We start from the raw sequence: 22,364 nt of genomic DNA, 5'->3' as shown, positions 1-22,364 counted from the left end.
ATAAACGCTTAAAGCTAATGTAGCAAGTAACTAAGTTACTTAATCAACTTAGCTAAAAACTTGATATTTCGTTAACGCACTAACTTAGCGAGCACGGAATACGATGCGACCTTTCGATAAATCGTATGGGGTCATTTCTACGGTAACTTTATCGCCGGTTAAAATACGAATATAATTTTTACGCATTTTACCTGAAATGTGAGCCACTACTACGTGACCATTTTCAAGCTCAACTCGGAACATTGTATTTGGTAAAGTATCAAGGACCGTTCCTTGCATTTCGATTACGTCTTCTTTCGCCATGTTTAGCGTAACACCTCTTTAATAGTTAAACGATGCAGATTTTGCCCAAAATACACCAATAAGTAAAGCTACAGCGGCTATTTTTGTAAATTAAATGGCCAGCCAGATGTCTCCAACTCTATTTTCGGCAGGTAAAAACTGTGTTTTGTATCGCATTTTAGCGCATTCGTCTATTTGATAACCTAAATAGACATATTCTTTATTAAACGTTTGTGCGAACTTTATTTGTTCTAAGATCATTAAAGTGCCTACACTGAAGTGCTCATAGTCTGGATCAAAAAAAGTATAAATTGCAGATATAGCGTTGTTCATACAATCAGTTACAGCAACCGCAACCAGTGTCTTATCATCCCAAAGCTCAATAAAGGTAATTGGCAGCCAATGACAAAATAAAAAGCTTTGATACTGTGATTGTTCAGGTGGAAACATCGAACCATCCTGATGGCGCTCGGTTATGTATTTGCTATAGAGAGGGTAATATTCAGGGCGCTCATGCTCTGAATATTTTATTGTAAAGCGTATTTTTGCTTTATTAAGTTTACGTTTTTGCGATTTTGATGGCGAAAAGTCCTGAGCTAAAACACGCACAGATTTGCAAGCACTACATGCAGGGCAGTGAGGGCGGTATATTTGATCACCACTGCGACGAAAGCCTAAACCAAGTAACGATTCAAACTTACTACTGCTGTAACAACTTGGGTCTAAAATAACCAGTAATTGCTCTTGGCGGTCGCCTAAATAGCTGCAACCAAATTGTTGGCTCAAGCCTAAACGTGCTGGAAGATGTTCAGTCATAAATTGCCGTAAGCTCCTGAGCTTGCCACATAGTGGCTGGGATTTTGTAACTTGCTGCTTGTTCAAGTCTAGTTAAAAAATCAGCTCTAGGTACAACTTTTTCACCTAAAGTAACTAAATAAGGGTTTTCTAGTTGGCAATCAATAAAATGAGCATTGTGGCGTTTAAGCCAATTAACCAACGCCCACATCGCAAGCTTTGAGCAGTTGGCCTGATGATGAAACATAGACTCACCACAAAACACCCCAGCTTGCATTATGCCGTACAAACCGCCTACCAGCATACCGTTATCCCACACTTCGACACTGTGAGCCAGAGAGTCTAAATGAGCTTGTTTATAGGCATTGAGCATTTCTTCTGTGATCCAAGTACCTTCTGCGTCAATACGTTGTTGTTGACATGCTTCAATCACTTCATCAAAAGCGGTATTAATCGTAACCGTCACGGGGTTTTTACGTAAATGCTTACGCAAACTTTTACTGACATGAAAATCAGCAAAATCAATAATGCCACGCTCACTCGGCGACCACCACATAATCGGCTCGTATTCACTAAACCAAGGAAAAATTCCCTGACTGTAAGCGTTTCTTAACCGCGCAACAGATAAACAGCCACCTACAGCAAGCAGCCCATCAGGATCATCGAGAGCATGCTGCGGATCAGGAAAATTAAAATGGTCTTGGGATAATTGATAAAGTTGTTTTGTCATCACACCGTTTCTTGTTACTACGCGAGCAGATAAATTGTAACTTGTTGCTTTAAAATCACAAACAACAAATTCTAGGCAAAAAAAAGCGCGTTATAAAAACGCGCTTATTTGAACCATTAACTCAATCTAGTTAGCTAACAACTTTCACTGGTACTGCTTGCGCAGCATCATATTTAGTTGTCATTGCTTCTTCTACTGGTGTGAATGATGTCAGATCAATGCCTTCAACTGAAGACTTATACTCTTCCATAGTCGGGAAGCGACCAAGTACAGTAGAAAGTACTACCAGTGGTGTAGAACCTAGTAGTGATTCACCTTTTTTCTCAGATGTATCGGCTACTACACGGCCTTGGAAAAGACGTGTTGAAGTAGCAATAACAGTATCGCCTGGTTCAGCTTTCTCTTGGTTACCCATACATAAGTTACAGCCAGGGCGTTCTAGGTATAAGATGTTCTCATACTTAGTACGTGCCGCTGTTTTAGGTTTTGCATCGTCAAACTCAAAACCAGCGTACTTAGCTAGGATATCCCAATCGCCTTCAGCTTTAAGCTCATCAACAATGTTATATGTTGGTGGCGCAACAACCAATGGTGCTTTAAATTCAATTGAACCGTTTTTCTTTTCTAGGTTACGTAGCATGTGAGCAATAATTTTCATATCGCCTTTGTGCACCATACAAGAACCAACAAAGCCTAAATCAACAGGCTTGTCATTGTAGAATGAAACAGGGCGGATCACATCGTGCGTATAACGCTTAGATACATCATCGTTATTTACGTCTGGATCGGCAATCATTGGTTCAACGATTTGGTCTAAATCAACCACAACTTCAGCGTGGTATTTAGCGTTGTCATCTGGAGATAGAGCAGGCTCTTCACCAGATTGGATTCCCGCGATACGCTTGTCAGCTAAGTCAATAAGACCTTGCAGTGTTTGTGCTTCGTTATCCATGCCTTTGTTGATCATGATTTGAATGCGTGTTTTAGCAAGTTCAATTGACTTGATCAGTGTTTCGTCATTTGAAATACAGATTGACGCTTTCGCTTTCATTTCTGCAGTCCAGTCAGTGAAGGTAAACGCTTGGTCAGCCATCAAGGTACCTATGTGTACTTCGATGATACGGCCTTGGAACACGTTCTCGCCACCAAATTGCTTAAGCATTTGCGCTTGCGTTGCATGTACAACGTCGCGAAAATCCATGTGCTTAGCCATTTTGCCTTTAAAGGTTACTTTAACTGAATCAGGAATTGGCATCGCTGATTCACCCGTTGCTAGTGCAACAGCCACAGTTCCAGAGTCGGCACCAAATGCAACACCTTTTGACATACGAGTATGTGAGTCACCACCAATGATGATTGCGCGGTCGTCAATTGTAATGTCGTTCAATACTTTATGGATAACGTCAGTCATTGCATGGTAAACGCCTTTCGGGTCACGTGCTGTAATAAGACCAAACTTATTCATAAACGCCATTAGTTTTGGAATATTTGCTTGCGCTTTGCTATCCCATACTGATGCAGTATGACAACCAGACTGATATGCACCATCAACAAGTGGCGAAATCGTTGAAGCAGCCATCGCCTCAAGCTCTTGAGATGTCATTGGGCCCGTTGTATCTTGCGAACCAACGATGTTTACTTTAACGCGAACATTTGAACCTGCGTGAAGTGGTGTATCAGATAGTACACCTACCGCATTACGGTTAAAGATTTTTTCAACCGCTGTTAAGCCTTGACCTTCATGTGAAATCTCTTTTGAAGGTGCATACACAAGCGGTGTATCAATGCCAAGTGTTTCAGCTGCAAATGTTTGGATTTTCTTACCGAATACAACCGCGTAAGAACCACCCGCTCGCATAAACTCAACTTTTTGTGGTGTAAATGCAGATGACACATCAACAAGTTCTTTATCACCGTTATAAAGCTTTTTCTCTTTAGTATCGATTGTTAAAACAGTACCAGTTGCAACAGAGTATGCTTCTTCAAGAACTGCATCACCATTTGCATCAGTCACTGTATTACCGTCAGCATCGACTTTCTTAACCCAGTTTTTAAGGTCAAGACCAATACCACCTGTAACATCAACCGTGGTTAAAAAGATTGGTGCAATACCATTAGTACCCGCAACAACAGGTGCAATGTTGATGAAAGGAACATAAGGACTTGCTTGTTTACCAGCCCATAATGCTACGTTATTAACACCTGACATACGCGATGAACCAACACCCATTGTGCCTTTTTCAGCAATCAGCATTACTTTAGCATTTGGGTGTTTCTTTTGAAGCTCAACAATTTCTTGTTGTGCTTCAGGTGTAATCATGCATTTACCATGTAATTCACGGTCAGCACGAGAGTGCGCTTGGTTACCAGGAGACAGTAAATCTGTTGAGATGTCACCTTCACCAGCGATGTACGTAACAATTTCAATTTTTTCTTCGATATCAGGTAGTTTTGTAAAGAACTCAGCCTTTGCAAAGCTTTCTAATAACTCTTTAGCAATTGCATTGCCTGCTTCGTATGCCGCTTTAATGCGCGCCATATCTGCATCGTATAAAAATACTTGTGTTTTAAGAACTTCAGCAGCTTGAGCTGCGATTTTAGCGTCATCACCAAATGCTAAATCAAGTAGCATTTCAATTGAAGGGCCGCCTTTCATGTGCGAAAGAAGTTCAAAAGCAAAGTCTGGAGTGATTTCTTTTACTTGCTCTTCACCAAGAATGATTTCTTTTAAAAACTGTGCTTTAACGCCCGCTGCACTTGTTGTTCCTGGTAATGTATTGAAAATAAAGAAATGCAAAGAATCTTTACGGTGCTCATTATTGGTATCTTTTATTTGAGCAATTAATTCAGATACTAAATCTGCGCTGTCGATTGGTTTTGGGTTTAATCCAAGTTCCGTTTTACGGGTTTGGATTTCTTCCATATATTGTGTATACAAACTCATAGAAAACTCTCGGTATATTTACTTGATATGAAGCTGAGCATTTTAACTGATTTTCAGTTACGAGTAATGCTCAAATGAACAAAGCTTTTATGCCCAACTATAATTATAGTTCGTTTTACTTGCATTACTTTGACGGTAATCATTGCACGGCTTTAGATCCTACCGTACTTCCACCATTAATTATATTATATAAAATGAATCTTCACTATAAATCTCGTGAATGCCAAAAGGTTACAATATGTATATTGAACTATATACATAGTGATCAATCGTGAAATTAACGTGGCAATTAAAATTTTTATTTAGAAATAAAAAAGGCTGAAAAATCAGCCTTTAGTAAATTTAGAGTCTAAATTATAGATTATCTAAAAAGCGTTCTGCGTCTAATGCTGCCATGCAGCCGGTACCAGCAGAGGTAATTGCTTGGCGATAAATATGATCAGACACATCACCAGCGGCAAAAACACCCGGTACGCTTGTTTGAGTTGCGTTGCCGTTTAAGCCTGATTCGACAACTAAATAGCCGTCTTTCATTTCCAGTTGGTCAACAAACATGTCAGTATTTGGTTTATGACCGATTGCAATGAATACACCTGCTAAATCAAGTTCTTCAGTGGCATCTGAATTGGCATCTTTAATACGAATACCCGTCACACCCATTTGATCCCCAAGTACTTCGTCTAATGTGCGGTTATAATGCAGAACCACGTTACCGTTTGCTGCTTTTTCTGCTAAACGGTCAGCCAAGATTTTTTCACTACGAAAGCTATCGCGACGGTGGATAACATGTACTTCATCCGCAATGTTTGATAAATAAAGCGCTTCTTCAACGGCTGTATTACCACCGCCAACGACCGCTACTTTTTGGCCTTTATAGAAAAAGCCGTCACAAGTAGCGCAGGCTGAAACACCACGACCTTGGAAGTTTGTTTCAGATTCTAACCCTAGATATTTTGCTGAGGCACCAGTAGCGATGATTAGTGCATCACACGTATACGTACCTTGATCACCTGTTAAGGTAAATGGACGCTTTGACACATCTACTTTATTAATGTGGTCAAAAACAATTTCTGTTTCAAAACGTTCAGCATGCTCTTTCATACGATCCATAAGTGCAGGACCTGTTAAACCATGAGCATCGCCAGGCCAGTTTTCAACTTCAGTTGTTGTTGTAAGTTGTCCACCTTGCTGCATACCGGTAATAAGTACAGGGTTTAAATTAGCACGGGCTGCGTATACCGCTGCAGTGTACCCAGCAGGGCCAGAGCCTAAAATTAATAACTTACAATGTTTTGCTTCACTCATGTTTTATATCCTAAACGTTTTTATAGCGTATTAATGTGCCCGATTTTAAGAGAAACAAGGGGGAAGTAAATAAAAGCGCTGATTATTTTTTTGAGCAAATCACACAGCTGTCAAATATTGTGTACTAGGTGTGTACAAAATGACGGTTTTGTATGAAATGCATACTATTAAACCACTATTAATCTAACTATCATCGTTAATTCATGACCAAATTGATTTTTTTTGGTATGTTTTAGCTAATTTTGATTTGTGGCCCTTAAGTAGGGTGACCTAAATGAATAGGCAACTATGTTATTTTGGCAGGAAAAACCCGCATTTGGGTTGACTTCAAAAGACGTTAACGTCTTAACCAATGCACAGCAGTATCGCACACAATTACTTGCTTTAATCGCGAGCGCACAAACTCGTATTTATATTACTGCGCTTTACTTACAAGACGACGAAGCAGGACGCGAAGTCCTTGAGGCATTGCACCAAGCATCACTAGCAAAACCAGAACTTGAAATAAAAGTATTGGTTGATTTTCATCGTGCCCAACGAGGATTAATTGGTGCTGCGAAATCTGACGGTAATGCGAGTTTATATTGTGATTACCAACAAAAGTATCAATCGAACGTACAAGTCTATGGCGTACCAGTAAAGGCCAAAGAATTATTCGGAGTATTGCACTTAAAAGGCTTTGTTATTGACGACACACTGCTTTACAGCGGCGCAAGCTTAAATAATGTGTACTTACAACATAGCGAGCGATATAGGTTAGACCGTTATTTTTTGGTGAATCAAGCTTCATTGTGTAATGCAGTTGTCGATTTTATTGAACAGGAATTGCTTAGCTCTGAAGCAGTGCCGCGAATTGATACACGGCCACTGACTAAATTTAATGATATTAAACTCGCGCAAAAGCAACTTATGCGCGCCTTAAAGCAAACACATTATGACCATGCTGAAAAAGAAAATGATCAACCACTTGGTGTAAGATTATTTTTGGGGTTAGGGCGTCGTAACAATGAACTTAATAGAGTAATCAAATCAATATTTGATACAGCTGAGCGAGAGCTTGTGCTTTATACGCCATATTTTAACTTTCCGGCACCATTAATGCGCTCCCTAAGGCGTTTACTGAAACAAGGCAAACAAGTCACTATAGTGGTAGGCGATAAAACTGCGAACGATTTTTATCTGCCGCCTAGTGAGCCTTTTAGTAAGATTGGGGCATTACCTTATTTGTATGAGACTATATTACTTAAGTTTTTAAAATCTCAGAAGCGTCATATTACAAATGGTAATTTAAACGTCTATTTGTGGAAGCATGAAAGTAACTCATTTCATTTGAAAGGCATTTGTGCTGATCGTCAATATCATTTGCTAAGTGGGCATAACCTAAACCCGCGTGCTTGGGGCTTAGATATCGAAAATGGGATTTTCTTAGATGATCCACAGCAATCTTTGATGCCGGCGATTGATAATGAAAAAGCAGAAATACTTAAACATTGTAGGCGCCTTAACGGGCCTGAAGATTTAGAGACAATGGATGACTACCCCCAACCAGTTAGAAAGCTGTTAGGGCAAGCTAAGCGGGTAAAAGTTGACTTTATAATTAAGCGCTTTATCTAACCTAGCTTTTCGAGGCATAAATAAAAAAGCAGCTAAATTAGCTGCTTTTTTAATGTTTATACCCAAGCTATTACTCAGGTATAAGCTTTAACATTAAATTTATGCGTTTTCTACTGCAGTACGTGGGTCCACGTATTCCATGTTGAACGCTTCAGCTACTTCTTTATAAGTAACTTGGCCTTTGATTACGTTAAGACCTTCAAGGAAGTTTGCGTCATCTAATAATGCTTTCTTATAACCTTTGTTAGCAAGGTTAATGATGAAAGGTAATGTTGCATTGTTAAGTGCAAATGTAGATGTACGAGGAACAGCACCCGGCATGTTAGCAACACAGTAGTGAACAACTTCATCAACGATGTAAGTAGGATCAGCATGAGTTGTTGCCTTAGATGTTGCGATACAACCACCTTGGTCGATTGCAACGTCAACAATTGCAGCGCCAGGCTTCATTGCTTTGATGTGCTCTGCTGTTACAAGCTTAGGCGCAGCAGCACCTGGGATAAGCACGCCACCGATTACTAAGTCAGCTTCTAACACGTGCTTTTCAAGTGCATCAGCTGTTGAGTAAATAGCTTTAACTTTATTACCAAACTGTGCGTCTAGTGCACGAAGTACATCAATATTACGATCAAGTACTACAACATCAGCACCAAGGCCTACAGCCATTTGTGCTGCGCTACGACCAACCATGCCGCCGCCAATTACAACAACTTTAGCTGGCTCAACACCCGGTACGCCACCTAATAACATGCCACGGCCGTGGTTTGATTTTTCAAGTGCTTGTGCGCCAGCTTGAATAGACATACGACCCGCTACTTCACTCATAGGAGCTAATAGTGGTAAACCGCCGCGTGAATCAGTGACTGTTTCATAAGCGATACAGATTGATTTGCTCTTAACAAGGTCTTCAGTTTGTGGAAGATCCGGTGCAAGGTGAAGGTAAGTGAAAAGAATTTGGTCTTCACGAAGCATCGCACGTTCAACAGCTTGTGGCTCTTTTACTTTTACGATCATTTCTGCTTTTGCGAAAACATCAGCAGCTGTAGGTAAAATTTCAGCACCTGCAAGGGTGTAGTCTTCATTAGTAAAACCAATGCCCATACCTGCATTAGTTTCAACAATCACTTGGTGGCCGTGATTTACTAATTCACGAACACTCGCAGGAACCATACCTACACGGTATTCATGGTTTTTAATTTCTTTAGGTACACCAATAATCATAAAATTCGCCTTTATAGAACGGGATAAAATTTTTCACTATTATATTCATCAAAAGCCAGTGTGTCTCACCTTTTTTAAGCTATAATCTAGTGATATAATCTAAATATAAACTTTAAATAGTGTAAAAAACTAGTTGGCCTTATGCATGAGTTATTAGACCGAATTGACCGTAAAATTTTGATGGAATTACAACACGATGGACGTATTTCAAATGTTGAACTGGCCCGACGAGTTGGCCTCAGTGCCACGCCCTGCCTAGAACGTGTAAAAAAACTTGAACGCGAAGGTTATATTGTAGGTTATAAAGCAGTAGTTGACCCAGCCAAGTTAGGGCAAGGCTTATCGGTGTATGTTGAAGTGACTATTACTAAAACATCGCCAGATGTATTTGATGAGTTTAGCGCGGCGGTTAAAAAGCACGATGAAATTATTGAATGTCATTTGGTGTCAGGTAATTTCGACTTTTTGCTCAAAACACGAGTGAACGATATGTCAGAATACCGTGGAGTGCTTGGTGATATACTTTTGAAGTTACCTAATGTCAGTGAAAGTCGTACATATGTTGTGATGGAAGAAGTAAAAGGTGAGCAAGGCGTAATCATTCGCCCTTATATTGCATAAACTGTAAAATTTTGTTCATAATCGGCTAAGCAGTTAGTGTATATGATAAAGTGCAACAAAAAGTTTTTCCTGCTAAGGTATTCTATTGCTGGGCAATGAAGACACTGAAATAAGAAAAATGAGGAATAGGGAATTATGCGCCTAAACGGTGTGCAAAGGCTATTAGAAACAGGGCTAATTATAAGCAGTTTTGCTGCCATATTCATATTATGTGCGTTAATTAGTTTTGATCCTGCTGATCCTTCGTGGTCTCAAACAGGTGAATTTCATCAAGTAAATAATGTAACAGGCGCCGCAGGTGCTTGGATAGCTGATATTTTATTACTCACCTTTGGTTGGTTGGCTTATTTAGTGCCTGCTGCAATTCAAGTATTTGGTTATTTATTATTTAAACAACCCCACAAAATTTTTCAGCTTGATTACACCACGCTTGCCTTAAGAGTGATTGGTTTTGCACTATTTATTACCTCTGCGACTGCTATTAGCAGCATAAATTTTGACGATATCTATAACTTTTCATCCGGTGGGGTAGTAGGGGATGTGATTGCAGGTGCAATGATGCCAGCGTTTAACTTTACCGGTACATCTATATTGTTACTGTGCTTCTTTTTTGCAGGTTTAACATTGCTTACGGGCGTATCTTGGGTGCAGTTCGTCGACTTTTTAGGCGACTGGGTCGTTCGTTTATATAAGTATATCGTTGCTAAAATCAGTGGTTGGCTAAATCGTGAGCGTGAAGCCATAGAAACAGGCGGCGAAGTAATTACTGATGAATCTCAAGCGCAAACCAACGCAATTACATTCAATGATGCTCCCAAAACAGAACAACCACCAAAGCGTTTTACCGCAGATCAAATGCAGAGCCAACCACAGCATAATGCGTTTGATGAACTTGATGACATTCTTGATCAAGAAATCAACTTTAGTGCCATTGATGATGAGCCAATGGACACCGCTGCTGCATTAAATGCACTGGATCAAAGCCATGTGGCTGAGCCTGAAAAACCAGTAACAACGGTTGTCTCACCAGCGAGACCTATGCCAAAGCCAAAAAGTACCTATCAGCCGCCACCTACAGCGAAAGAAAAGTTTGAGCAGTTACTTGATGAAAAGCCACCAAGTGCACCATTGCCAACCCTTGATTTACTCGACAGGCCAGACAAAGCGAAAAACCCAATTTCGCCTGAAGAGCTTGAAGCTGTATCACGGCTAGTTGAAACCAAATTACTTGATTTTAACGTACAAGCAGCGGTTGTCGGCGTATACCCAGGCCCTGTAGTGACTCGTTTTGAGCTTGATTTAGCGCCAGGCATAAAGGTCTCTAAAATTACCGGTCTTGCTAAAGATTTAGCCCGTTCATTATCAGCTGTGAGCGTGCGTGTTGTTGAAGTTATTCCAGGTAAAACCTACGTGGGGATTGAGCTGCCAAATAAACACCGTGAAATAGTGCGTTTATCTGAAGTGATTGACGCACCAAAGTTTGAGCAAAACCCATCACCGCTAACTATGGTACTTGGTAAAGACATCGCGGGTGAGCCAATGTGTGCCGACTTAGGCAAAATGCCGCATTTACTTGTAGCTGGTACAACGGGGTCAGGAAAGTCAGTGGGCGTTAATGTAATGATATTAAGCTTACTGTATAAATCAGGCCCTGATGATGTACGTATGATCATGATTGACCCAAAGATGTTGGAACTTTCAGTGTACGAAGGTATCCCACATTTATTGTGTGAAGTTGTCACCGACATGAAAGAAGCCGCCAATGCGTTACGTTGGTGTGTAGGCGAGATGGAGCGTCGCTACAAATTAATGTCAGCGTTAGGTGTACGTAATTTAAAAGGTTATAACCAAAAGGTAATGGAAGCCAAAGAAGCGGGTTACCCAATTCTAGACCCATTATTTAAAGACACCGACGGCATGAAAGAAGGCCCAGATGAGCTTGATAAACTGCCAAGCATTGTTGTAGTGATTGATGAATTTGCCGACATGATGATGATTGTTGGTAAAAAAGTGGAAGAGCTGATTGCACGTATTGCACAAAAAGCCCGTGCTGCGGGTATTCACTTAGTACTGGCAACGCAGCGTCCATCAGTTGATGTAATTACCGGTTTAATAAAAGCTAATATACCAACGCGTATGGCGTTTCAGGTATCAAGTAAAATTGACTCGCGTACCATATTAGACCAACAAGGCGCAGAGAACCTACTCGGTATGGGTGACATGCTGTACTTACCGCCAGGGACCAGCGTACCTGTGCGTGTACACGGTGCATTTGTAGATGACCACGAAGTACATGCGGTGGTTGATGATTGGAAGAAACGTGGTAAACCAAACTACGTAGACGAAATACTTAACGGCGATGCCACAGAAGAAATATTACTGCCGGGCGAAGCCAGCGAAAACGCGGATGAAGAATCAGATCCGCTTTATGATGAAGCCGTATCATTTGTGATTGAAACCGGCAAAGTGTCGGTTTCAAGTGTACAACGTAAGTTGCGTGTAGGGTATAACCGCGCAGCGCGTTTAGTCGAGCAAATGGAAACGTCGGGTATTGTGAGCGCACCAGGACATAACGGCGCTCGCGATGTTTTAGTGCCCAATAGTGGAGCAAATTAAATGAAGAAATTTAAATATTTAGTACTGGCAATGAGTTGTGTTTTATCGACAACTGCGATTGCCAGTGACAGCCAAGCACTACAAGACAAACTTGCCGAATTAAAAAGCTTTCAAGCGCAGTTTGTACAGCAGGTAAACGACGAGCAAGGTGAGTCAATCATGCAAGGGAAGGGCAATATTGCCTTACAACAACCTATGATGATCCGCTGGCAACAAGCCAGCCCAGACGATACTTTATTTATATCGAATGGTGATAAAACCTATTACTTCGACAGCTTTGCTGAGCAAGTGACTATCATGAACACAAACAGCTTGATTGATTCAACTCCGTTCGTGTTGTTAACCTCTAAAGACCCAGCACAATGGCAAAAGTACCAAGTCAAAGCAACTGAAGCTGGCTTTAGCGTTACACCAAACAAAGGTGTTGAAAGCCAAGTTGAACAGCTCGATATTGTATTTGCACAAGACCAAACAGGACTTGAAAAACTACTGGTTAAAGACAGCTCAGGGCAATCATCTACCTTTACCTTTAGTGACACCAAAGTAAATGAGAAATTAGCCAACGCAACGTTTGAATTTACCATTCCCGAAAACGTTGAAATAGACGACCAAAGCCAAGGCGAATAATTACAGTGAGTAATTTAGGCTTTAATTTTGCTCCGGATGTGCGCCCGCTTGCGGCGCGTATGCGCCCAACAAATCTTGAGCAATACATAGGGCAGCAGCATCTATTAAGCCAAGACAAACCGCTATATCAAGCTATTTTAGCAGGGCGTTGTCACAGCCTTATTTTATGGGGCCCACCGGGTGTGGGTAAAACCACCCTTGCGCAAATTATAGCGAACCACGCAGATGCCGCCTTGATACAAATGTCGGCTGTAACGGCTGGTATTAAAGATATTCGCGATGCAGTTAGTGAGGCGCGTAATAACCTTGAAGGTCGCGGCCAACGTACTTTATTGTTTGTTGATGAAGTACACCGTTTTAACAAATCTCAGCAAGATGCTTTTTTACCGCATATTGAAGATGGCACCTTTATATTTGTTGGCGCAACCACAGAGAACCCGTCGTTTGCGTTAAATAACGCGATTCTATCTCGTGCCCGAGTGTATGTGCTTAAATCATTACAAGAGGCTGATTTACATTTAGTTATTGAGCGCGCCCTTGAAAGCGATGATGAACTCAGCACAAAAACCATTACCCTTGCCGATAATGCAAAAAAAGCACTGTGCCAAGCAAGCGACGGTGACGCCCGTAAAGTGCTTAATTTACTCGAACAAGCCATTGATTTAACCACAGAGCAACATGGCCAATATTTAGTAGATGAACATGTATTGAGCCAAGTACTGCCCACACATTTAGCCAAATATGATAAAGGTGGCGACGAGTTTTACGATTTGATCTCAGCCTTTCATAAGTCAGTGCGCGGTAGTTCTCCAGATGGTGCCTTGTATTGGTATTGCAGAATATTGGCCGGTGGTGGCGATCCGCTTTATGTGGCAAGGCGCTTATTAGCGATAGCAACAGAAGATATTGGTAACGCCGATCCACGCGCTATGGAAGTGGCCCTTAATGCGTGGGATATTTTTCAGCGTGTAGGGCCAAGTGAAGGCGAACGAGCGATTGCCCAAGCGACGTTATATTTAGCCAGTGCACCAAAAAGTAATGCTGTTTACATGGCGTTTAATAAAGCCAAAGCAGATGCGCAAAATGCCCCGAGTTACCCTGTGCCGGAACATTTACGTAATGCGCCCACTAATTTGATGAAAGACTTAGGTTATGGCGCAGAATATCGTTATGCGCATAATGAAGACGGCGCGTTTGCAGCCGGAGAAAATTACTTTCCTGAGCAAATTGCCGACACCCAATATTATTTTCCAACAGAGCGCGGGCTTGAGCAAAAAATTAAGCAAAAGCTTGATTACCTCAAAGAGCGTGATCAGCAAAGTGATATAAAGCGCTATGACAACACTTAAACTCTATCTCATGATTGCAGCGGGTGGGGCATCTGGAGCTTGTTTACGCTTTTTTATTAGCGAAACCATGCTAAAACTGCTGGGTAGGGGATTCCCTTTTGGCACGTTGACGGTTAATATTCTGGGTTCATTGTTGATGGGTGTATTATACGGTTTGATAGAGCGCGAAATTATCACCGTCAGCCCCGCTAAATCCCTTATCGGAATTGGCTTTTTAGGTGCTTTGACCACCTTTTCGACATTCTCAATGGATTCGTTGTTGCTATTGCAACAAGGCCACTTTTTAAAAATGGCCCTCAATATCGTCTTAAATGTGACGGTGTGTATTTTTATGGCTTGGCTGGGCCTTCAGCTGGTAATGCAAAAAGGTTAAAAAACTAACATGTTAGATTCTAAATTATTACGTCAAGATATCGAACAAACAGCAGCGCGCTTAGCAGCACGTGGCTACGAGCTTGATACAGCGACTGTCAGCGCACTTGAAGAAAAACGCAAAACACTGCAAGTAAAAACACAAGAACTACAAAGTGAGCGTAACAGCCGCTCCAAAGCGATTGGCCAAGCAAAAGCAAAAGGCGAAGACGCACAACCATTACTTGATGCAGTAAGCAGCCTAGGTGCCCAGCTCGATAGCGTTAAAGCTGAGCAAGATGAAATATTAGAGCAGCTTAAGCAAATCTCATTAGCTATCCCTAATTTGCCTGATGAATCAGTACCAGCGGGAAGCGATGAGTCTGAAAATGTTGAAATTTCAACATGGGGCGAACCTAAAAAGTACGATTTTGCAGTTAAAGATCACGTTGATTTAGGCCAAGACCTAAACGGCCTAGATTTTGAAATGGGTGTTAAGATCACCGGTTCTCGCTTTACGGTTATGCGCGGCGCAACTGCTCGCATGCACCGTGCGTTAGTACAATTTATGCTAGACACCCACACGGATAAAAACGGCTACACAGAAATGTACGTGCCGTACTTAGTTAACCGCGACAGCCTTTACGGCACAGGCCAATTACCTAAATTCGCTGCAGACTTATTCCACACTAAAGGTCTTGTAAACGATGATGGCGAAGAGCAAGAAGGCTTTAGCTTAATTCCAACTGCAGAAGTACCGCTGACGAACAGTGCTCGTGATGAAATTTACGACGAAAAAGACTTACCAATTCGTTTAACCGCGCACACGCCATGTTTTAGAAGTGAAGCGGGCAGTTACGGCCGTGATACCCGTGGTCTTATCCGTCAGCATCAGTTTGATAAAGTAGAGCTTGTACAACTAGTAAAACCTGAAGATTCAATGCAAGCACTCGAAGAGTTAACAGGTCACGCTGAGCAAATCTTACAAGCATTAGAATTGCCATACCGTAAAGTGATTTTATGCATGGGCGATATGGGCTTTGGCTCTGCAAAAACCTACGATTTAGAAGTATGGTTACCGGCACAAGATACGTACCGTGAAATCTCATCTTGTTCTAACATGCATGATTTCCAAGCGCGCCGTATGCAGGCACGTTTTCGCCGCGAAGGTGAGAAAAAGCCAGAATTACTGCACACATTAAACGGCTCAGGTTTAGCGGTTGGTCGTACGCTAGTAGCAATACTTGAAAACTACCAACAAGCCGACGGTTCAGTTGTAGTTCCAGAAGTACTTCGCCCTTACATGGGTGGACTTGAAGTGATTAAATAAGTTCATTTAAGCTATAGAGCTGTAAGTTTTAAGCTTTAAGAAGAAAAGCCGCTGTTTGTTACATACAGCGGCTTTTTTTATTTAGGGTTTTTTAGTTAGCAAGTTAGCAAGTTAGCAAGTTAGCGAGAGTAAAGTTAGCGAGCAGTGAGATTAACTCGGTGTGAAGCTCACTGCGTAGGAATAGGCTTTAGCCATGATTTGCCGACGCTGATATGGAGATAATGTTTGCCATGATGGATCAAGCTCATCTGTAGGCGTGCTTTAGTGCGTAAAATTTATATAAGAAACTTAGCGCATTCAATGCCTGTGCTTGTGTGCCTTGCGCTACATTTTGCGAGTTTACTAAATGGTTTAAATATAATTCCACTTGAGTGTCTCCCATAGTGCTTGGATGTTGCATATTATTAAAACGGGTATAGGCAGCTATCCAAAACAGATAAGCTTCAATAGTGCTCTTTGCATACCGCTTGCTATACATATGATCTTTAATCATGCTTAAAAAAAGAGATTTCATAAATAATATTTAATTTTTCAAATTACACTGTGTGTATAGACAGTTGTTTGTGTTTTGTCCAATAACATTATTAAAAGTCGTTTTGGTGTATTTTAGCAGCGGTAATTTTATAACATGCGTAATTGTCTGTTTACATTGGATTAGTTTAGTGGAATTATGGAGCAATGTAATATACGCCGTTTTGGGGTGTTATAAACCACCAAAATGGTGTTCAATAAGTTGTTAGCAGCACAATCAAACGTATAGGATATTTAAATCTACATGGAAAAAAAGCCATCAAAGGGTCGTCATTCTTATGGAGTTATTGACTTATTCACACCACATACCGAATTAGCATTATTAAACTCAATGCGTAAATCTAAAACTTTAACAATAATGGTAACGATTTTTCTCTCAGCGTTTGTAGGTTTTGTATTTTTCTTATATAAAATGGTTAGTTAAGTTACTGCTAGTAATGTACTTGGCATTAATTTGCTGCTAACAAGGCGTTCAAACGGACAAAAAACAGTTGGCTGTTTCACTCCGTTCACAATTTTAGCCAACAACTTTTTGCCGCTTAACGTGTCGTTAGAGCACCAGTAATCAAGCATGGATGAACATATGAAGTTTGGCGAGATTTGGGACAAATTCGAATTATACATAATGTCACTTTGGTTCCTGTTTTTCTTAATCATTGTGATCACTGTAGATATTCCTATGTGCTTTGGTGATAACTGCCAATTCATTGGGTTTTGGGACGTTATTAAAAAGAACATAGTTCCTGCTATTTCTTTGCTGTTGGTTTTATTCGGGGTTATTTTTTATTATCGCTTTGATTACAGAGTTTCAGGTAGTAAGAAATTACCCGTTGAAATTACAGATATTGAAGACCTGAATTACGAGCATCTTACATTCCTAACTACTTATATAATCCCTTTAATTTGTTTTAACCTAACAAGTACAAGGTATTTGATAGCTCTAGCCTTTTTATTAATTGTCATCGGTATTATTTATGTAAAAACAGATAAATTTTATGCCAACCCGACTCTTGCCGTTTTAGGTTTTAGATTATACAAAGTGACAGTTAAGACAAGAACCGGCATAAAAGAAAATATTGTTGTAATTACAAAAGATAGGTTAAGTGAACTTGATCAATTAAAAACATTAGAATTAGATAATAAAGTATATTTTGCGAGGAAAGTCGAATGACTATTGAAAACTTAAAGGAAGAAATTTCATCGGTTATAACAGCGAAAGGATGTTCTGCTGAATTTTTCTTTCTGTTAGATGGCGATGAAGGCATGTGTGTTAAGTCTGTTGATATTAATGAAGAAGATCAGACTAAATTGGCAGAAATGTTTACGGAGTCATTGAGTAATAATATTCTCCTTAATGATGATCTTTCACTGATTCCAATATCAAGTGCAGATGACAGAAAAAATGCTTTATACGAGTATGATTTAGATGATATTCCTGATGAACTGTCGAATTTAAAAAAAATAATTGAAAGTGAGAAATTTGATCCTTTTTCATTTAGTGATGACTCATTAAAACAACTTGAAGGTGTGCTTATTTTAATTGGTAATCAAGACGTTCAACTTGCCATTTATAAACACCACTACCCTATAACATTATTACAAAAAGATAGCGGCTTTAGCCTTACTAAGATGCGAGGTTCAAATAGATTTCAGAAACTAGATCAAGATATTCTTAAAATTGATCCCAAGTTTCAGTTTATCAAATTGAATGGTATATATTACATCCTCGACATTAAGGCATTAGAGAGATTTTTCGGTTTCCATGATGCCATTAAAAACATTGCTACACAGGGTGTAGAGAATATTAAATCATCTGATTTAGTAATGGATTGCGGTGTATTTGAATCTCGTCTTGATGATATAACTTTTTCGCGAAAGCTGGTTAAATCGGCTAGTCAATCACCTGTTTTATCAGTAATACCTAATCGTGAAATATTATCTTTTACCAATACTCACCCTGCGTTAAAAGGTAAGTTTAAATATAGTACCGACGGCTCCCAGTTTGATTTGAAAACTAAAAAATCTCAAAATTTATTTCTTAAACTATTAAACGACGATTTCTTACAATCTGAATTAACTAAGAAATATTATGAGAGTGTAGCAAAGGACAATATTGAAGAAGAAGCGGCTGAAAATGCGGCGTAATGGTGCTCTAACAAGTTGCTTAAACGGACAAAAAACAGCTGGCTTTTGCTCGTTCCTCGCTAATTTTAGCCAGCTATTTTATTGCCGCTTAGCAAAGCGTTAGTTTTCCTAAGGATCTGAGTGAAAATGATAATCGATGACATAATTGCAGGGATAGATGAAGGCGGACCAAAGAGTTATTACTCTTTCGAGACCTTTGTGCAGCATCTATTAAAATACCACATCGAAAATCAAGGTAAGCAATTTCTATTATCGACTGAATTAGCACGATTTGGCGATGCGTTTGCACCTGAGGGCTTTGATCAGTTTGATGGTGCAACATTAATTGAAATAAAATTTAATCTATCAAGGCTTCCAATTCGGCAGTTTGTTGAGAGGTCGTTGTATAGATTTATAAATGAATATACTGAAAATAAATTCGAGTATGTTCTGATAATTTCTGCTAAGCCAATTCCCGATAAATTTTTACATAGATTCTATGAAGAAATAGAACGAAATCAATTTCCTTTTAAAGTTTTAATTTGGGGGCCGTCAGACTTAAATCGGATTGCCTCAAAACATAGAAAATTAGTAAATAAAATAGCGAACAATCTATTCGCCTTAAGGCTTTCTTCAGCAATATCCAAACCAGTAAGAGACTGGAGGCAAGATCGAGAAGAAATAATTGATAACTTAAAATCTTGTTATAAAAAGGGACAATTCTCTTTATTTCTTGGTGCAGGCGTATCAAGTAGTGCAGGAATGCCTGATTGGAATACCCTCCTAAATTCTTTATTCGTCACTTATCTAACACAGGAGTTCGATGGTGATGGTGCAATGGGCGATAAAGATATAAGTGATTTAGTTGCTAGACTTAACAGCATAGATGAGCCTTCGGCCTTAATGGCTGCTAGATATCTTCGGAAAGGGCTGTCAAAAAGTGACGGTGAAGCTAGGGACTTTATAGATGCTGTTACCAAAAACCTATATAAGCTACGTAATACTAAGTTTCCTATAGACTCAGAGCTTATTAAGTCAATTGCGTCAATGTGTTTGCCTCGACGGACAGGGGCCAAAGTAAAATCGGTAGTAACTTATAACTTTGATGATTTACTAGAGAGACAGCTGAGTAATAACTCAATCATGTATAGATGTATATACACCGATAATGAGAGTTATGATCCAGATGAGCTTCCTGTTTATCACGTCCACGGATTCTTACCAGAAGATCGAAAGTCCTATGATGGTTTAGATAATTCAACATTAGTATTTTCCGAAGAGGGTTATCACCAGATTTATTCCGATTCATATCACTGGTCAAATCTTGTGCAGTTGAATTCCTTCAGAGAAAGTAACTGTTTAATGGTAGGCTTGTCGATGACTGACCCTAACCTTAGACGATTGCTAGATATTTCTTCAAAGAATATTGAGCGAAGCAAACACTTCGCTTTTATGAAAAGGCTTTCTTCAAGCGAGTTCTGTTATGAAACTGTGGCAGGTAAAAAGTCTAAAGTTATAGATAACATTGATTCTGCTGAAAAGTTTTTAGAGCGCCACCATACCCTAAACGAAGAGCTAATGAAGGAGTTGGGCGTTACAATTATTTGGTATGAAAATTATGATGACATTCCTGAAATAATTAAAACAGTTGCCAGACATGAAAACTAACAAAGCATTTCAGCGGACAAGCCGCTGAATGCGGCGTTGAGGCTGTAGAATTGCTCTTTTTAAAGAAAATCAGCCTGTTTTATGGGTTCCAAATGCATTACCTAATGCTTTAAAAGCGCTTAGAGTTAATTACAGGAGCTCGTTTTTTAATTGAATTTGGCTGTTGGAGTTATTCTACAGCCTCGTTATAAACCCAAAGGGAATTCGGTGAAACTTAACCATACGTATCAAAATGTCATTGTAAATGAAGTACACGTAAAAAGAGTTGGAAGCGAATTCGAGATTACGTTTTCATTCAATGATGAAGCTGAGAATCTAAATGTTGTACTCAAGGGCATACGTGATACTGATAACATCAGTGACTTGTTAGAAGCGGATAGATTGTGGGTCGAAGAAAATGATACTAATCAAACTGAATTCGGTAACTTCACATTAGGTATTTCAAGTGAGTGCTACTCTGAAATATTCTTTGATTCAATGTGTTAAGGGCTTATAACACATATGAGCCTTAACTCTGTCAATAGGCACTAGTATTCTTTTTGACCGTTTTTATACATTGACGGTCAATTCTAAATCAATAAACAAATTCGTTTACTTCGTTTGTCGATGCGGCTGTTAAGCAAGTAGCTTACGGCAAACACATTTAGGGTGCGTTACGCAGTAATCTCTTATTGCGATCTCATCGCAGCCAGTTTTTTCCCATATCCTTTTGGGGTTGCTGGGCGCTACGACTAAATGGATTTAGAAGGTAGAGCGAAGCAGGATGCCAGAGCCGAGACATTCATCGGTTAACCTAATCATGGCACTATTCAAGGCGGCTGGCTTCATCATTGTGCTCCAGTTAGATTTAGGTGCGTAACGCAGTTATCAAGTCAGGTGTAAGTGACTTTGTTTATTGTATTAATGCACGCGTACTGAGCGTCTAATCAAGGCAAGTGGCTTAGGTCTGTAGGCATATAATCAGGTTAAACCTTGTTGGCTATTAACTCACCCTATTGATTAATGTTCAGCCTTATATCCAGTTAGAGAGAAATAAAGAAGACACTCATCATAAAGTTTGAACTTCCTCAATTTTTTACTAACGTTTTATTAGTATCAACATTAAACAGGTGGAATATGGCTACTGCAAGAAAACGTCAAGTAAGTTTGGCAGATACAAAATACTTTATAAAAACCCTCCTTGGTTTTTAGCCTTCGGCCCAGCATTAGCTGTTCCAAATTTATCCCTAAAATTTGGTCACTGTATTTCACGTTGCGTTCGGCGCGCATTTTTATGTGGCGAAGACCACTATATAGGCCAATCCTACGAGTACTGTAGATCTTGGGTTGAAGATAAAGTGTTAGAGTTAGCCAAGGTATTTTGTATTGAAGTGTGTGCTTATGCTGTAATGAGTAACCAGCAAAATGTTAGGAACATTTAACAACAGCGCAGCTGGCCAGAAGGGCGAAAGGCAGGACGCCTGAAGTACACCCATTTAGTCCTGTATGTAGATGATAAAAAAGCGATTCGGCTAAATGACAAAGCGATGTTATTCGCTGGCATAAACTGTGTAAAGGCACCTTGCTAACGCAAAAATACGTACAAGGTGAAAAGCTAAGTAAATCAGAACTTATCTTTTTTAATCTAACGGTCAAACAGTATCGCGAACGCTTATCAAGTATTAGCTGGTTTATGCGGTTGCTAAATGAAGATATTGCCCGTAAAGCGAATAAAGAAGATAACTGCACAGGCAGGTTTTATTCGCTGCCATCCATGGCGCTCACCCTTCGGGCCGCCTAAGGCGTTCAAAGTTGTTACTTACAATTTTGTGGGAAGGGCGCTTTAAATCACAGGCCTTGCTAGACGAATCCTCACTAGCTGCTTGCATGGCGTATGTAGATTTACATCCGATTAGAGCTAAGGTAGCCAGCACCCTAAAAGTTTATTACGTTTTGCAGGCTTACCACGCCAAATCATGCTAAAAGGGCTGCCGTTTGAGCTCAAGTCCTACCTTGAACTAGTTGAATTAACAGGGCGTTGTTTACGAGAAGGCAAACGCGGGTATAGTGAAAGCACACATTTACCTTTATTAAAATGGCTGTCTTGTTTATTTAGTAATGAAATTTATTTATTTTTAAACATAAGTTAGTTTTACAAAGGGATGAGCGTAAAGATTTAGTTTATAAACTTAATTTTGTAGCGCCATTTATTTAAATTGAAGTGGGTGTCTTGCTAAAATTCTTTTTTATTAGTGTTTGGTAAGACTTAGTTTTAAA

18 protein-coding genes and 1 pseudogene are annotated in these 22,364 nt (G+C 39.9%); 12 read left to right on the top strand and 7 right to left on the bottom strand.

Going from position 1 to position 22,364, the window contains the following annotated elements; all coding sequences use genetic code 11:
- Positions 1-84: 84 nt before the first annotated feature.
- From infA to trxB, 5 genes are all read right to left on the bottom strand, one after another.
- Positions 85-303: a translation initiation factor IF-1 gene (gene infA / locus ACFI4Z_RS00705; protein WP_002962494.1), complete on the bottom strand. Its 219-nt coding sequence runs from the start codon at positions 301-303 to the stop codon at positions 85-87.
- Between the two features lie 90 nt (positions 304-393).
- On the bottom strand, positions 394-1,098 hold the full coding sequence (locus ACFI4Z_RS00700; RefSeq protein ID WP_462668918.1) for an arginyltransferase: 705 nt from the start codon (positions 1,096-1,098) through the stop codon (positions 394-396).
- Positions 1,091-1,807 carry a leucyl/phenylalanyl-tRNA--protein transferase gene (gene aat, locus ACFI4Z_RS00695; RefSeq protein WP_462668917.1) on the bottom strand — a complete coding sequence of 239 codons (717 nt, stop codon included), beginning with the start codon at positions 1,805-1,807 and terminating at the stop codon, positions 1,091-1,093. The genes ACFI4Z_RS00700 and aat overlap by 8 nt, the downstream gene beginning before the upstream one ends.
- Before the next feature lie 130 nt (positions 1,808-1,937).
- Complete coding sequence (locus ACFI4Z_RS00690) at positions 1,938-4,751, bottom strand: bifunctional aconitate hydratase 2/2-methylisocitrate dehydratase (protein WP_462668916.1); 2,814 nt, start codon at positions 4,749-4,751, stop codon at positions 1,938-1,940.
- Positions 4,752-5,105: 354 nt separating this feature from the next.
- Entirely contained in the window at positions 5,106-6,056 is a 951-nt protein-coding gene (gene trxB, locus ACFI4Z_RS00685; RefSeq protein WP_087533738.1) for a thioredoxin-disulfide reductase, read from the bottom strand.
- 288 nt (positions 6,057-6,344) lie between these two features.
- On the opposite strand from trxB, the gene pssA reads away from it, so the two are divergent.
- A complete protein-coding gene (gene pssA / locus ACFI4Z_RS00680; RefSeq protein ID WP_462668915.1) occupies positions 6,345-7,670 on the top strand; it encodes a CDP-diacylglycerol--serine O-phosphatidyltransferase in 1,326 nt (441 codons plus the stop codon).
- 99 nt (positions 7,671-7,769) lie between these two features.
- Here the strand turns inward: pssA and ald are convergent, their stop codons facing one another.
- Positions 7,770-8,891 (bottom strand): alanine dehydrogenase, encoded by a 1,122-nt coding sequence (gene ald / locus ACFI4Z_RS00675; protein ID WP_462668914.1) that lies wholly within the window; start codon positions 8,889-8,891, stop codon positions 7,770-7,772.
- 141 nt (positions 8,892-9,032) lie between these two features.
- Between ald and lrp the strand changes: the two genes are divergently transcribed.
- The 6 genes from lrp to serS all read left to right on the top strand — a co-directional run bounded on the left by lrp (position 9,033) and on the right by serS (position 15,785).
- Complete coding sequence (gene lrp / locus ACFI4Z_RS00670) at positions 9,033-9,512, top strand: leucine-responsive transcriptional regulator Lrp (RefSeq protein WP_058558927.1); 480 nt, start codon at positions 9,033-9,035, stop codon at positions 9,510-9,512.
- Positions 9,513-9,647: 135 nt separating this feature from the next.
- Positions 9,648-12,128 (top strand): DNA translocase FtsK, encoded by a 2,481-nt coding sequence (locus ACFI4Z_RS00665; RefSeq protein WP_462668913.1) that lies wholly within the window; start codon positions 9,648-9,650, stop codon positions 12,126-12,128.
- Positions 12,129-12,755, top strand: coding sequence for an outer membrane lipoprotein periplasmic chaperone LolA (gene lolA, locus ACFI4Z_RS00660; protein ID WP_462668912.1), 627 nt, complete (start codon positions 12,129-12,131; stop codon positions 12,753-12,755). It begins immediately after the preceding gene.
- 5 nt (positions 12,756-12,760) lie between these two features.
- On the top strand, positions 12,761-14,104 hold the full coding sequence (locus ACFI4Z_RS00655) for a replication-associated recombination protein A (RefSeq protein WP_462668911.1): 1,344 nt from the start codon (positions 12,761-12,763) through the stop codon (positions 14,102-14,104).
- Complete coding sequence (gene crcB, locus ACFI4Z_RS00650) at positions 14,091-14,477, top strand: fluoride efflux transporter CrcB (protein ID WP_421961532.1); 387 nt, start codon at positions 14,091-14,093, stop codon at positions 14,475-14,477. Before ACFI4Z_RS00655 ends, crcB begins: the two co-directional genes overlap by 14 nt.
- 9 nt (positions 14,478-14,486) lie before the next feature.
- On the top strand, positions 14,487-15,785 hold the full coding sequence (gene serS / locus ACFI4Z_RS00645) for a serine--tRNA ligase (protein WP_462668910.1): 1,299 nt from the start codon (positions 14,487-14,489) through the stop codon (positions 15,783-15,785).
- A gap of 244 nt (positions 15,786-16,029) precedes the next feature.
- On the opposite strand, the gene ACFI4Z_RS00640 is transcribed toward serS, so the two are convergent.
- Positions 16,030-16,278 (bottom strand): site-specific integrase, encoded by a 249-nt coding sequence (locus ACFI4Z_RS00640; protein WP_462669351.1) that lies wholly within the window; start codon positions 16,276-16,278, stop codon positions 16,030-16,032.
- Positions 16,279-16,899: 621 nt separating this feature from the next.
- Between ACFI4Z_RS00640 and kwaA the strand changes: the two genes are divergently transcribed.
- The 5 genes and pseudogenes from kwaA to ACFI4Z_RS00615 all read left to right on the top strand — a co-directional run.
- Positions 16,900-17,487 carry an anti-phage protein KwaA gene (gene kwaA / locus ACFI4Z_RS00635; RefSeq protein ID WP_462668909.1) on the top strand — a complete coding sequence of 196 codons (588 nt, stop codon included), beginning with the start codon at positions 16,900-16,902 and terminating at the stop codon, positions 17,485-17,487.
- The gene (kwaB, locus tag ACFI4Z_RS00630; RefSeq protein WP_462668908.1) at positions 17,484-18,461 is read left to right on the top strand and encodes an anti-phage protein KwaB; all 978 of its coding nucleotides are present in this window, start codon (positions 17,484-17,486) and stop codon (positions 18,459-18,461) included. The genes kwaA and kwaB overlap by 4 nt, the downstream gene beginning before the upstream one ends.
- A gap of 126 nt (positions 18,462-18,587) precedes the next feature.
- Positions 18,588-20,108: an SIR2 family protein gene (locus ACFI4Z_RS00625; protein ID WP_462668907.1), complete on the top strand. Its 1,521-nt coding sequence runs from the start codon at positions 18,588-18,590 to the stop codon at positions 20,106-20,108.
- Between the two features lie 207 nt (positions 20,109-20,315).
- A complete protein-coding gene (locus ACFI4Z_RS00620) occupies positions 20,316-20,594 on the top strand; it encodes a hypothetical protein (protein ID WP_169328583.1) in 279 nt (92 codons plus the stop codon).
- Positions 20,595-21,224: 630 nt separating this feature from the next.
- Positions 21,225-22,192 (top strand): annotated as a pseudogene (locus ACFI4Z_RS00615) (transposase); the annotation flags it as partial.
- Between the last annotated feature and the right edge of the window lie 172 nt (positions 22,193-22,364).

Source organism: Pseudoalteromonas sp. RWi3 (assembly GCF_054960735.1).
This window is presented reverse-complemented; position numbering and strand designations above follow the sequence as displayed.

Coding starts and splice junctions, on each gene's coding strand:
- infA (WP_002962494.1), bottom strand. CDS start 303: ATGGCGAAAGAAGACGTAATCGAAATGCAAGGAACGGTCCTTGATACT.
- ACFI4Z_RS00700 (WP_462668918.1), bottom strand. CDS start 1,098: ATGACTGAACATCTTCCAGCACGTTTAGGCTTGAGCCAACAATTTGGT.
- aat (WP_462668917.1), bottom strand. CDS start 1,807: ATGACAAAACAACTTTATCAATTATCCCAAGACCATTTTAATTTTCCT.
- ACFI4Z_RS00690 (WP_462668916.1), bottom strand. CDS start 4,751: ATGAGTTTGTATACACAATATATGGAAGAAATCCAAACCCGTAAAACG.
- trxB (WP_087533738.1), bottom strand. CDS start 6,056: ATGAGTGAAGCAAAACATTGTAAGTTATTAATTTTAGGCTCTGGCCCT.
- pssA (WP_462668915.1), top strand. CDS start 6,345: ATGTTATTTTGGCAGGAAAAACCCGCATTTGGGTTGACTTCAAAAGAC.
- ald (WP_462668914.1), bottom strand. CDS start 8,891: ATGATTATTGGTGTACCTAAAGAAATTAAAAACCATGAATACCGTGTA.
- lrp (WP_058558927.1), top strand. CDS start 9,033: ATGCATGAGTTATTAGACCGAATTGACCGTAAAATTTTGATGGAATTA.
- ACFI4Z_RS00665 (WP_462668913.1), top strand. CDS start 9,648: ATGCGCCTAAACGGTGTGCAAAGGCTATTAGAAACAGGGCTAATTATA.
- lolA (WP_462668912.1), top strand. CDS start 12,129: ATGAAGAAATTTAAATATTTAGTACTGGCAATGAGTTGTGTTTTATCG.
- crcB (WP_421961532.1), top strand. CDS start 14,091: ATGACAACACTTAAACTCTATCTCATGATTGCAGCGGGTGGGGCATCT.
- serS (WP_462668910.1), top strand. CDS start 14,487: ATGTTAGATTCTAAATTATTACGTCAAGATATCGAACAAACAGCAGCG.
- ACFI4Z_RS00640 (WP_462669351.1), bottom strand. CDS start 16,278: ATGATTAAAGATCATATGTATAGCAAGCGGTATGCAAAGAGCACTATT.
- kwaA (WP_462668909.1), top strand. CDS start 16,900: ATGAAGTTTGGCGAGATTTGGGACAAATTCGAATTATACATAATGTCA.
- kwaB (WP_462668908.1), top strand. CDS start 17,484: ATGACTATTGAAAACTTAAAGGAAGAAATTTCATCGGTTATAACAGCG.
- ACFI4Z_RS00625 (WP_462668907.1), top strand. CDS start 18,588: ATGATAATCGATGACATAATTGCAGGGATAGATGAAGGCGGACCAAAG.